Raw genomic sequence first — 13,397 nt, forward strand, 5'->3', positions numbered from 1 at the left:
ACATCCTCATGTAGAGGCTACGAACCGCCCACTAGAACGGTAACTTGTAGTAGAGAACTTCTCTACTACACTAATAATCTACTCATAACGAAGTGCTTCGATTGGATCTAATTTCGCAGCTTTGTTTGCTGGAATTAATCCGAAAATAATACCGAGTGTCATAGAGAACAATACGCCTCCAACGACAACTTCCCATGAAACGAGCGGTGGCCATTTCGCAAATGTGGAAACAATATATGCCCCGCCATATCCAAGACCAATTCCGATCAAACCACCTAGAAGCGTTAACATAACCGCTTCAATTAAAAATTGTAATAAAATTTTACTACGCGTTGCCCCAAGCGCTTTGCGTACTCCAATTTCGCGCGTACGCTCTGTTACAGATACGAGCATGATGTTCATTACACCGATACCACCAACGACTAATGAAATACCAGCTATACCACCGATGATCATCGTCATGATATTAGTAACTTTAGAAACATTTTCTTGGAACTCTTTTAAATTCACCAGTTCATATTTACCTGGAATTTCACTTGGCTTACGACTATTTAATACATCAACAGCTTGTTTCCCTGCTGATTCTAAATTGTCTACATTTTTAGATTGAATTGCTATACTTTGAATCTCATCTGTTCCGTATAAAACAGGCCATAAAGTAAGGGGAATTAACGCTTCTTCCATTTCAAATCCCATAAACTCATTGTCAGATGTATACACACCAATAATTTGCATTGGCTGCCCCTTCATCTCAATAATTTGTCCAACTGGGTTTACGTCCTTAAATAACGTCTCTTCTGTTTTTGTACTAATCATCACAACGTTATTTGCATGAGAAATATCGGATTCATTTAAAGTACGTCCCTTTACGACCTTTACTTTATTAACCGCAAAATATTCATTATCAAGACCAATAACATTTAGATTTGCTTTTTTATCATTTACATCAAGTACCTCTGAATTCTGGTTTGTCGTAATAACGTGTGAAACATCTTTCACTTGTTTTACTTCCAAAATATCCTCTTCAGTTAACTTCGGTATTTGAAATCCACCTATAGCAAACTCATCATTAATATCTGGTTTAAATTGAATTGGCATAAGGTTATTACCACCAGAACCTGCGAATTTCGACTTCAGCATCGCTTCCCCGCCTTGCCCAATCGCAACGACAGTAATAATAGAACCAACACCAATAATAATACCGAGCATCGTAAGAGCTGAACGCAGTTTATGAGCTAAAATAGAAGATAGGGCAATTTTTATACTATCTAGTAAACTCATACTGCACACCTTCTATCTTCTGTAATTTTCCCATCTCGCAGTACAATGCGGCGGGAAGAATACGCTGCTACCTCTTCTTCATGCGTAACCATAACAATCGTCGTACCTTCTGCATTTAGCTTCGTGAAAATATCCATAACTTGTGCACCAGACTTCGTATCAAGCGCACCTGTCGGCTCATCGGCCATAATGAACGTTGGATTATTTGCAATCGATCTTGCGATAGCTACACGTTGCTTCTGTCCACCTGATAATTCACTAGGTAAATGGTCTACTCTATCTGATAATCCAACTTTTCCAAGCGCTTCAAGACCTCTTTGACGACGCTCTGCTTTCTTCACTCCACCGTAGATGAGCGGAAGTTCAACGTTTTCCACTGCGGAAAGACGCGGCAGCAAATTAAAGTGCTGGAACACAAAGCCGATATATTCATTACGAATTAAAGCTAGTTTTGACTCGTCTGCTGTTAAGATATTCACATCATTCAACATATATTCACCTTCTGTTGGACGATCTAAACAACCGATAATATTCATAAGCGTTGATTTACCAGAACCAGACGGTCCCATAATAGAAACGAACTCACCGCTTTGAATTGTTAAACTAATACCATGTAAAATCGGCACCGCAAGTTTCCCTTGATAATACGTCTTAGCAATATTATTTAACGTAATCATTTCTCTTTCACTTCCATTCCGTCATACACGTCGTCGGAAGGATTTTTAACCACCTTTTGCCCCACTGTTGCGCCTTCAACAATCTCTGTCCAGTCTCCATCAGTAGAACCTTTTTTCACATTTTGTTTACGAAGCTTTCCTTTCTCTTCAATATAAACTAATGCATCTTCGCCTTTTTCTACAATGCTCTTACTTGGAACAGCAATCATTGTCTTATTCTCTAAATTTACTTGCAGAGAAACGTGATAACCTGGAGATAAACCATCTTGGCTATCAAGACTTGCTTTATATGTATATTGAGACATATTTTGAGTTCCCTCACCAGCAGCTTGAGCCATCTCTGCACTCGTTGGGAATTCACTTACTTCCGTAATTTTACCTGTCCACTTTTTCTTATTATTTGCTTTCGCAGTTACAGTGAACGTTTGATTTTTTTGAATTTGTGACTTTTGAAGCTCTGTTAAAGTCCCTTGAACTTGGAACGGGTCTTTAGAAGCAACTTGTAAAAATGCTTTCCCTTGACCACCTAACGCTTGAGATGAACTTTGTGCCGCATCTTTGTCTAACTTTTGTACAACACCAGTGAAATTACTATAAATCGTAAGTTCTTTCTGTTTTTTACTTAACTCTTCTTTTTGTAACTTTCCTTTTTCTTTTTCAAGATCAGTTGTTTTTTGTACCATTTCTAATTCGCTTACTTGCTCTTCCATTGGGTCTGTTACTTCTTTCCCAGCCCCACTATCTTTTACCTTCTTAATTTCTTTCTTCAATGAATCAATCTTCTTTTTCCCTTGATCGTAACGCATATCAGCCATCTTCTGATCAAGATCAGCTTGCTTCATTTGAAGATTAATTTCTTCATTATCATAAGAGAATAGTTTCGTTCCTTTTTCTACCTCTTGTCCTTCTTTCACTGCAATATCTTTCACTTTTCCTTTAGTCGGATCCGCATAGAAACTTTCAATATTTCCTGGCTTTACTTGACCAGAAATTAACTTCGTATTATTAAGCTTTCGCTCTGTCACTTTCTCAAAACTTACAGCATCTGTCTTCGCCGTACCTTTCTTCTTACCTTGCATAACAAAAATATTAACTGCTGCTACAATAACAATTAGTGCAATAACTCCGATGATAATCCATTTCTTCTTCTTGTTTGGAGTACGAACCGTATTTGGTAACATATTCTCTCTCCTTTTATATCTTAATAGTTTAATAGATATTTAATTGTATAAAACTTTCGGAAAATTGCATCCCCACTTACATTGTTACACTCATTTTACAAAGTTTTACACAATCATTTATATTGTAACAAAAATACCAATGATTAGAAATATGACATTCTATCTTTTAAGATAGTTTTAAGGAAAGGTTTCCTTATATAAAAAAAGCGATCCAAAATAATGATTGGATCACTTTTCTGAATAAACTATTACGCTACTTTAGGACCTTTTCTTTCATGCCCACGTTGCACGATAAATAAGAATACTGTTGATAAAATACCGCCTGCTAATAGTAAGATGAAGCAGCCATCCCAGCCAGAACGATCAACAATAACACCAATTGCTGCGTTTGCTACAAGACTTCCGCCTACATAACCGAACAGACCACACATACCAACTGTTGTACCTACTGCAAATTTCGGTACTAATTCCATCGCACTTAAACCGATTAAAAACTGTGGTACGTAAATTAAACAACCGATAATAGAAACTGCAATACTTACAACAAGTACGCTAGATGCTTGCCAATATACAACCGTACCAACAACAACTCCGGCCATACTCATAATACATAATGGCATACGTTTTCCTTTAAATAACTTATCACTTAAAAGACCAACGATTAATGAACTTGGAATTGCCATACCTTCAAAAATCGCGTATGCAGCATGCGCTTCTGCTTTTGAAAAACCTTTAACTGTCGTTAAATAAAGCGGAACCCAGTTAATAACACCGAAACGAATTAAGTAAACAAATGCATTTGCAATACATAAATACCAAACGAACTTATTTGTCACTACATATTTCATTAAAATTTCTTTCGGTGACATCTTATTAGCATTATCTGCTTTTTCAAGATTTTCATAGTCATTACGATACTCATCAATTGGAGGAAGACCTTCAGATTCTGGTGTATCCTTCGCATTAATCCAAACAAGAACTGCAATTACCATTGCGATAATCGCTGGGAAAATAAATACCCCGCCCTGCCAATGATTTTCACCGAAAATACCTACACCAATTCCGACAAGGGGCGGCACTAGCATTCCACCAACGTTATGTGAAATATTCCAAATACCTGTTTTCGTACCACGTTCTTTCTTCGAGAACCATTTCGTCATAACGATACTACAAGGTGGTGCTCCCATACCTTGTACAATACCATTTAAGACAAGTAATGTAACAATCATCCCAAATGAAGATGCAAAACCGAAACAAATATTTACAAGCCCCGATAAGAATAATCCGACTGCGATAAAGCGCTGGGCGAAAGCTTTATCGGATAAATTCCCCATAAAGAACTTACTAAATCCATAAACAATTGCCATTACTGAACCTAGCAATCCAATTTCCGCTGTACTAAAACCATATTCTTGTACTAAATACGTACTTGATAACGTAAAGTTACTACGCACTAAATAATAAGCAGCATACCCAACTGAAATTCCCATTAGCACACGAATACGTAATAATTTGTATACCCTGTCAATCATATCCGCCGGCAATCTCTCAATTGCAGGTGCTGGCTTAAGCCATTTAAACATATTCTTTCGTCTCCTTTTCTCACTGCTGAGAGAGACGCTGTCTATTCCATATCTCGATTATTCCACTATTTGATATATTTTTGTTCGTCCTTCTAACCGGCTGACCTTCTATCTCTTTCTGATTCTTCGCAAACATCGTTGGTACGCCAAACGAAACTTTTTCTAAAATGTGCCCCGCTTCTTCTGATAAACAATAATCAATAAATAAGTCCGCTATAAAACCACTCGGTGCACGCTTCAGTTTCGAAATCGCATTAACAGATAATCCTGTTTGCTCAGGTTCGTTACTTACAATAGGAAAGCCTTGTTTCTGAAGCATTCTCTGATCTCCCGCAAAATTGATGCCTATCATATATTCACCGCTCGCAACCAGTTCTGCGGGCATATAACCATTCACCGTTACTTCACCAACTTGCCTTGCAAGATTCTTAACATACTCTTTCGATTCTTCTTCACCTAAAGTATCAATAAGTGATTGAAACAAAGTATATGCTGTGCCGGAAACGTTTGGATCAGGCATTGCAATCTTACCCGTATATACCGGATCTAATAAATCTTGCCACCTTGATGGATATGGAAGACCGAGCGGCGCTATTTCTTCATTCCACCGCTCTTTATTAATCGCGATTGCCAGTTTCTCCACTTCATAACCGTACCAATAACCATCTTTATCTTTAACAGTCTTTGAAATACGGTTCGCATGCTGGGTCGTAACAGGAATAGAAAGGTTCTTTTGCTTCATCATTTGATGCGCATCTACTGTACCGCCAATAATAATATCCGCCTTCGGATTTCCAGCTTCCTCTTCTACTCTCCGAAGAAGTTCTTCTGTCGATAGACGAATAAATTCATATGTACACCCGCGTTGTTTACAAAATGACGAAAGCAAAGCTTCACCAACTTCCTCGCGGGCCGCTACATACGCAACGAGATGACGATCATCCAAAATAGGGAGACCACTTTTATTATATTTAATAGAGGTTGTATCTCGAGAGCAACTAGACATCGCTCCTCCGATTACTAGCAAAAAGAAGAAAAAGGCTATCTTTCTCATGACACACTCTCCTTTACAAGGAATTCTGCTAGGGAGCCCTTCATATACATGACATTCCCGTTATTATCACCGAGATATTGCACAACAAAGTACGATGGATACACAGAAATAGTTAGAATATCCTCCCGCTCATTCTTTACACGTTTGCCTGTTTTATAGGCAGTAATATAAGCAATCGGCTCATTCTGTGATTGTAATAATTTCTGAATTTCTCCGTAATCTGTAATTTGCTTTGCGTATCGAATAGAATCAAATATTTGCGTAAGATCTATAGTACGTATTACATCCCCTTGCCTCACTACAACTTCCTTTGCCTCCGCAAAGAAATTACTAATGCGCTCTGGTGTATAATACAGACTTAACAAATACGTTTGAAATGCTGAGATCATCGGATCCGTACCATTCTTTCCGTATACATTAGCCTCGTACTGGAACAAGTCACCTACTGCAAAAGTACGTTTATGTCCATTCAAGTACGTTACTTCTCCAGTAAATACTTGTTCTTGATTCCTCACTTCTCTCGGTTCTATTCGAATTCGGTCAAAGAATGAAACAATCGTATGCAAACGAACTTCATCCGTTACAACAATTTCTCCCCACTTCTCATGCCTTACTTTCACTTCAGTAGGAAGGGATTCATTCACTCTTTGTAAAACGGCTTGTTTGTCATCCACAATTGTAATTCGATTATATATTTGCTTCTCAATAACATAAAACAAAATAAGAGAAACGATCATACAAAAGACAAACATAAGAATTTGAAATGATAGCCTTTTCATTTCTGCCTACCTCCAAGATAAAAAAACGTTGTTTCGAAAATACCGCATAATTGTTTCATAAATGTATCATTTAACCGCTTTCAAGTTTTTTATGTCTTCCATCCGTCTCGGAAGTAAAAATGTAATGCATATTGTAGTCCCCATCTCTTCACTACTCTCAATTCGCATACTTCCGCCTTGCTTCTTCATAATCTCCTGACAAATGTATAAGCCATAGCCATTCCCGTAACTTGAAGGAAGCACCTTACCTTCCGGAGACTCATTCCATTCTGCAAGCACACCTTCATCCATACCAATACCATCATCATGAACAAAAACTTTCGCTTCCTGCTCATTTATAATTACATTCATACGAACTTGCGTAGCATCACTATATTTAATCGCATTATCAAGCACATTCAAGAAAATTTGCTTCGTCTTATCAAAATCCGCAACGACGTGTACTTCTGTTAACTCATTCATAACTTCAATTTCAAACTGCTGCAACCTAAGTTTCACAATCGAAACCGCTTCTTCTGCCAATTCTTTAATATTCACGACTGTAGGTGACACTTCAAACGTACTCTTCCCGTACTTTGAAGACTTAAGTAATTCCTCTACAAGTGATAATAGACGCTCACTTTCTACAGACACATAACGGAGGCTCTCCTGCACATCCTCCTTCGACTGCAACTTCGGAATTAAATCAACATAACCAATAATTGCCGTAAGCGGTGTTTTCAGCTCATGTGTAATGCGGTCTAAGAAATCTTTCTGTTTCTCTTTCTCTTCCTTCAGCTGCTTAATATGCAGTTCAATTCCATCAGCCATCGCATTAAAGGATGCTGAAAGCTGTGCAATCTCCACATACTCATTCAGCTCAATCTTACTTTCATAATCCCCATTCGCGAGCCGATGCGCCATTTGCCTTAACTGATCAATTGGTTTATGAAGAGACTTCGCCAAACGAATCGCAAAGAAAATACCAGCAGCTACTAAACAAAGCGACGTCATCAAAAACGTCCAACTCACATTTGTTAAAACTTCCTTCTCATCCGTTAACTCATTTATAAAACGAATACTCCCAATGACATCGTTTCCATAATGAACTGGACTTGAAAACAAAAGAATTGGAGCTGGGTCTCCCTCCTCGAAAACATAAGATTTCTTTCCCTTCAAAGAACTCTCAATATCAATATTCCGATGAAGTAATGCCCCTTTTTGTGTATCTGCAACAACATCTCCATTCTTCCCAATCATCTGCACCCGGACATCCATTCGCTTCGCTAAATACGAAGCAATTAAAAGCGAATTAGGACCTAACGTCTCTACTTCTGCTTCCTTCTCTAAATAATTCATCGTATAAATTTGCGCTTCCACACTTAACTTTTCTAAGGAATCCGCCGCATTATGATACACATTCTTCTCCAGTGCAATATAAACAACCGCGTATAAAAGAACAAGAATTGGAATCAACAATCCAACTATTCCAAACACCATATTTCGTTTTAAAGACATATCATCACCTTTTAGCAATCAAGCTTATATCCAACACCATAAATCGTCTTAATATGCTCCCCACTATTCCCGAGTTTCTTTCGAAGTCTTTGCACCATAATATCAACCGCTCTCGTATTTCCGATATACTCAAATCCCCATACTTTCTCAAGCAACTCATCTCTCATGAACACACGCTGAGGATTCGAAACAAACAACTGACATAAATTAAACTCTCGATACGTTAACTGAATTTCTTGCCCACTCACATGTACCTTTCTTTCCTTTGGACAAATTACCAATTCCCCTGCTCGGATCACCTCATGAGTAGAAGACACTTCCTCCTTCCTCACACGCCGACTCATATTTTTCACACGAAGAATAAGCTCCGCATAATTAAAAGGCTTCGTCACATAATCATCCGCACCAAGCTGCAAGCCAAGCAATTTATCATTCATCTGACTCTTTGCTGTCAGCATAAGCACTGGGATATCACGATCCTTCTCTCGGAATAAACGTAATAACTCATACCCATCCGTATCAGGAAGCATCACATCTAAAATGAGTACATCCGGCTGCTCATTCCATCTCTCTAAAGCTTCTCTCCCATCAGCTGCCGTCAATACTTCATATCCTTCCATCTCTAACTGCATCCGAATTAAATTGCGGATACTCGATTCATCATCAACTACAAGTATTTTCATCATCATCCTCCTTCCATCCCGTATTATAGTACAGTTTAGTATAGCAAAAATCACACAAAAAAAGAGAGGGTATTGTCGAACATATGTTGAACGACGATACCCTCTCTTTTCCATTTCTACTTACTTCTCATAGCCATGAGGTTTCTTCTGATGCCAATTCCAAGCATGTTCAATAATTATTTTAACCTCTACATACTGTGGATTCCATCCTAATTTCTCTTTCGCCTTTTGTGAAGAAGCAACTAGACGTGCTGGATCTCCCGCTCTCCTTGGTGCTACTTCTGCTGGGATTTCATGATTCGTAACTTCACGAACAGCTTCAACGATTTCTTTAACGCTAAACCCATTTCCATTTCCTAAGTTGTAGAAATCACTTTCCCCGCCGTTTTGTAAGTCTTTAAGACCAAGGAAATGAGCTGCTACTAAATCTTCGACATGAATATAATCGCGAATACAAGTACCATCTGGTGTATTATAGTCTTCGCCAAACATCATAATCTTCTCACGTTGTCCTAAAGCTACTTGTAAAACTAAAGGAATAAGATGCGTCTCGGGACGGTGATCTTCACCAATAATACCGTCTGGCGTTGCACCAGCTACATTAAAGTATCTGAAAATCTTATACTTTAAATTAGAAGCTTGGCTATACCAATGAAGCATCTTTTCAATCGCTAACTTCGTCTCTCCATACGTATTCGTTGGATTTGTTACCGTCTCTTCATTAATAAGATCAACATCTACCTCACCGTAAGTTGCTGCAGTAGAAGAGAAGATAAACTTATCTACTTTGAACTCATCCATTACTTCTAGCAAGCAAAGTGCACCATACACATTATTATTATAATATTGAAGAGGTTTCTCCATACTAACGCCAACTAAAGAATCAGCTGCAAAATGCATAACCGCCTCAATATTTTCTTGTTTAAAAACATCTCTTAGAAAACCTTTATCACGAAGGTCTCCTTTATAAAACTTTGCACCCTCTGTAATCGCATCTTCATGCCCAGTTTGTAAATTATCAACTACTAATACAGATAGGCCTTCATCTATTAATTTTTTTACAGCGTGAGAACCGATGTAACCAGCTCCACCGCATACTAAAATTGAACTCATGTTCTTCCTCCTGCTCATATGTTAGAATCTTATAGTTACTTCCCTTCACCTCTTCTAATAGTCTTACATTATATAATACTAATATAAAAACAAAAAATAAACCCAACTATTTCCAAAAGAGTTGGGTTTATCCGTATTATTACTTATTTTAGCTCAAGATTTGCTTTTAATTTATTTGTTAAATCTTGCTTCGCTGCGTCCGGAACATAGTAATACCAAATACCGTCAGCTGCTTTATGTCCGTCACCTGGGATTTGAATATCTTCACTATTTTGCAAGCAATTCTTATAATTCTTTTGCATATCAAACATTTGATCTTGTGTTAAGTTTGTTTTCACGTTCTTTTGGATTGCTGTAAGTACATCTCCATAATTTGCTAAAGAAGATAAGTTTGCACCTTTTTTAATAACTGCTTGCATCACTTGGCGTTGACGCATTTGACGACCGAAGTCACCACGTGGATCTTCTTTACGCATACGAGTATACGCTAAAGCTTGATCACCTGTTAAATGAATATTCCCTTTTTGGAAGTGCTTTCCTTCAAGAGAGAATTCTAAATCATTATTTACATCAACACCGCCCACAGCATCAACAATATCCTTAAATCCTTCCATATTAACTTCTATGTAGTAATTAATAGGCACACCTAAGAATTTTTCGACTGTTGCGACAGACATATCCACGCCACCAAATGCGTAAGCATGATTAATTTTATCACTTTTTCCTTTACCTACAATTTCCGTATACGTATCACGAGGGATACTTAACGTCTTCATAGAATTGTTTTTCGGATTTAAAGTAATGACCATTAAAGAATCAGAACGCCCTTTATCTTCACCGCGTTCATCTGCACCTAGCAACAGGATTGAAACAGGTTCAGATTTATTAATTTTTTCTTCTTGTTTGTTACCTTGATCACGCTTTAAAGGTTTATGAACTTCATTTAATGTACTTGAGACTTTAGAATATACATTATAAGCGTATACTCCTCCACCTATAATTAGTACTCCTATGATTCCTAATATCCAAAATAGAATTTTCTTTTTCATTATTATAGACCTCATCTTTCAATCATTCTGAATAAATCTCCAGATAATACAAATATTAATTTAGTATATTATATCTTAAGTATTCTAAGCCGCTAGTGGCCTTTTCAAAAAGAATCACGATTATTTTACTGTATAGTATTTTACATACCAATTAGCGAACTCCTGTAAGCCTTTTTCTATAGAAGTTTCAGGTTTAAAATCTACAGCCTTCTGTAATAAATCAGTTGATGCATAAGTAGCCGGTACATCTCCTGGTTTGATAGGCTCAAATACCTTTTCAAATGTCACTTCTCTTCCTAAAGCTTTACCTAGTACTTTCTCTAATGTTTCGATAAATACCATTAGTTTTTCAGGATTATTATTTCCAATATTGAATACTTTATGTTCAACATCGCCTTTAGGTGGATTACTTAAAAGACGTTGGATCCCCTCAACAATATCATCTATATAAGTAAAATCACGATATAGATCATTTTCAAAATCACCATTATTAAATATTTTGATTGAATCACCAGCAAAATACTTATCAGTAAAACCAAAGTAAGCCATATCTGGACGTCCCATTGGACCATACACCGTAAAGAAGCGAAGCCCAGTAGCAGGAATTTTATACAAGTGACTATACGTATGAGCCATTAGTTCATTTGATTTCTTAGTAGATGCATAAAGTGATACTGGATTATCTACAAAATCTGTTTCCTCGAAAGGAACCTTTTTATTTGCTCCATAAACAGAACTCGATGATGCATATACAAGATGATCAACCGAGAAATGTCTACATGCTTCAAGAATATTATAGAAACCAATAACATTACTTTGAATGTATACATCCGGATTTTCAATTGAATATCTCACACCAGCTTGCGCAGCCAAATTCACTACAATATTTGGTTTGTACTCTTCAAAAAGCTTAGTAATCATATCCTTATCAGAAATATCACCTTTAATAAAAGTAAATTTCTCATACGGTTTCAGTTGCTCTAAACGAGCATATTTAAGATTTACATCATAATAATCATTTATATTATCGATACCTATTACTTGGCAACCTTGTTCTAATAATTTCTTAGATAAGAAATATCCAACAAAACCTGCCGCTCCAGTAACAAGGTATACTTTACTATTATCTAGAGGCTTGTAATTCAATATAATCCGACTCCCTCATACATTCTCTACTTGTAGCTTTTCTTCCGATAGAATGATACTCTATCCCAGCTTCTTGCATCGCTGAAACATCATAAATATTTCTTCCATCATATACTAGGGGCGTTCTCATTAACTTCTTATAATTTTCTGGAGCTAATTCTTTCACTTCTCCCCATTCTGTAAAAATAAAGCAGACGTTTGCACCTTCTAAAGCTTGTTCAACATTAGCAACATATGTAATATTACCATTTTTATTTTTACCTTCTGGATATACCTTAGCAAAGTTGCTTGCACCTACTGGATCAAACGCATAAATATCTGCACCTTGTTCTAATAGTAAAGGGATATTTTCAAGAGACGCAGCTTCTCTTAAATCATCTGTTCCAGGTTTAAACGTCAGTCCTAGTACCGCTACTTTTAAACCACTAAAAGTAATTAACCTTTGGCTAGCTTTTTTATATAATAAAGTCTTTTGATCTTTATTCACATCAATTGTAGCCTTTACTATTCTTAATTCGTAACCATGTTGTCTCGCTAAATATTCTAATGCTTTTGTATCTTTAGGGAAACATGATCCCCCAAAACCGATGCCCGCATTTAAAAACTTACTTCCAATACGCTCATCAAAACTCATACCTTTTGCAACATCTTGGATATCCGCACCAACTAATTCACAAAGATTTGCAATATCATTCATATAAGAAATTTTGAGGGCAAGAAAATCATTAGAAGCGTATTTAATCATTTCAGCTGATCGTCTATTTACTGAAACGATAGGTAAATGAAACGGTTTATAAAGATTCATTAATACTCCTTCAGCCCATTTACTTTCTGTACCAATGACAATTCTTTCTGCATATAACGTATCATGAACAGCAGAACCTTGAGCTAAAAATTCTGGATTCGATGCAACTTCTACTTTCACATCATTAACTAAAAAGTCCTGAATAAACTGCTCTACTTTATCGTTCGTTCCAATCGGAACAGTTGACTTTACAACAACAAGGCAATCTTTTTCTATACTTTCAGCAATTTGCTTTGCAACAGTTGCAATATATAAAAGATTTGCAGAACCGTCAGCTTGTTCTGGAGTTCCTACACCAATAAAAATCGCATCTGCATCTTTATATACTGATTTATAATTAGTTGTATAATTAATTCTGCCAGCAGCATAATTTTTTTGCATTAATTCCTCTAAACCAGCTTCATAGATTGGTGAAACACCTGATTTCATTAAATCTACTTTCTTTTCATCAATATCAACACAAGTTACTTGATGCCCAACTTCAGCAAAACATACACCTGCCACTAGACCAACATAACCTGTTCCTGCTACCGCTATCTTGTACATATT

At 36.9% G+C, this 13,397-nt stretch carries 12 protein-coding genes; all 12 read right to left on the minus strand.

Annotated elements, in window-relative coordinates:
* Window positions 1-78: 78 nt before the first annotated feature.
* The 12 genes from NSS97_RS26435 to NSS97_RS26490 all read right to left on the minus strand — a co-directional run bounded on the left by NSS97_RS26435 (window position 79) and on the right by NSS97_RS26490 (window position 13,394).
* Window positions 79-1,281, minus strand: a complete 1,203-nt coding sequence (locus NSS97_RS26435) for an ABC transporter permease (RefSeq protein ID WP_002089681.1) — start codon at window positions 1,279-1,281, stop codon at window positions 79-81.
* Window positions 1,278-1,958, minus strand: a complete 681-nt coding sequence (locus NSS97_RS26440) for an ABC transporter ATP-binding protein (RefSeq protein ID WP_341114440.1) — start codon at window positions 1,956-1,958, stop codon at window positions 1,278-1,280. Before NSS97_RS26440 ends, NSS97_RS26435 begins: the two co-directional genes overlap by 4 nt.
* Window positions 1,955-3,139 carry an HlyD family efflux transporter periplasmic adaptor subunit gene (locus NSS97_RS26445; RefSeq protein WP_107887189.1) on the minus strand — a complete coding sequence of 395 codons (1,185 nt, stop codon included), beginning with the start codon at window positions 3,137-3,139 and terminating at the stop codon, window positions 1,955-1,957. The genes NSS97_RS26440 and NSS97_RS26445 overlap by 4 nt, the downstream gene beginning before the upstream one ends.
* Window positions 3,140-3,387: 248 nt before the next feature.
* A complete protein-coding gene (locus tag NSS97_RS26450) occupies window positions 3,388-4,722 on the minus strand; it encodes an MFS transporter (protein WP_002184617.1) in 1,335 nt (444 codons plus the stop codon).
* A 19-nt stretch (window positions 4,723-4,741) separates the two neighbouring features.
* Window positions 4,742-5,776, minus strand: coding sequence for an ABC transporter substrate-binding protein (locus NSS97_RS26455; protein WP_002184616.1), 1,035 nt, complete (start codon window positions 5,774-5,776; stop codon window positions 4,742-4,744).
* Window positions 5,773-6,555: a DUF3919 family protein gene (locus tag NSS97_RS26460; RefSeq protein ID WP_016127655.1), complete on the minus strand. Its 783-nt coding sequence runs from the start codon at window positions 6,553-6,555 to the stop codon at window positions 5,773-5,775. The genes NSS97_RS26455 and NSS97_RS26460 overlap by 4 nt, the downstream gene beginning before the upstream one ends.
* A gap of 66 nt (window positions 6,556-6,621) precedes the next feature.
* Complete coding sequence (locus NSS97_RS26465) at window positions 6,622-8,052, minus strand: ATP-binding protein (protein WP_107887188.1); 1,431 nt, start codon at window positions 8,050-8,052, stop codon at window positions 6,622-6,624.
* An 11-nt stretch (window positions 8,053-8,063) separates the two neighbouring features.
* Window positions 8,064-8,735 carry a response regulator transcription factor gene (locus NSS97_RS26470; protein ID WP_002184613.1) on the minus strand — a complete coding sequence of 224 codons (672 nt, stop codon included), beginning with the start codon at window positions 8,733-8,735 and terminating at the stop codon, window positions 8,064-8,066.
* Window positions 8,736-8,855: 120 nt separating this feature from the next.
* Window positions 8,856-9,848 carry a UDP-glucose 4-epimerase GalE gene (gene galE / locus NSS97_RS26475; protein ID WP_341114445.1) on the minus strand — a complete coding sequence of 331 codons (993 nt, stop codon included), beginning with the start codon at window positions 9,846-9,848 and terminating at the stop codon, window positions 8,856-8,858.
* Window positions 9,849-9,991: 143 nt separating this feature from the next.
* Complete coding sequence (gene tagU, locus NSS97_RS26480; RefSeq protein ID WP_002184611.1) at window positions 9,992-10,897, minus strand: polyisoprenyl-teichoic acid--peptidoglycan teichoic acid transferase TagU; 906 nt, start codon at window positions 10,895-10,897, stop codon at window positions 9,992-9,994.
* Window positions 10,898-11,017: 120 nt separating this feature from the next.
* Entirely contained in the window at window positions 11,018-12,043 is a 1,026-nt protein-coding gene (locus tag NSS97_RS26485) for a GDP-mannose 4,6-dehydratase (protein ID WP_107887187.1), read from the minus strand.
* The gene (locus tag NSS97_RS26490) at window positions 12,021-13,394 is read right to left on the minus strand and encodes a UDP-glucose dehydrogenase family protein (protein ID WP_002184609.1); all 1,374 of its coding nucleotides are present in this window, start codon (window positions 13,392-13,394) and stop codon (window positions 12,021-12,023) included. The genes NSS97_RS26485 and NSS97_RS26490 overlap by 23 nt, the downstream gene beginning before the upstream one ends.
* Window positions 13,395-13,397: the final 3 nt, after the last annotated feature.

Source organism: Bacillus sp. FSL R12-0074 (assembly GCF_038005725.1).
GTDB lineage: Bacteria > Bacillota > Bacilli > Bacillales > Bacillaceae_G > Bacillus_A > Bacillus_A mycoides.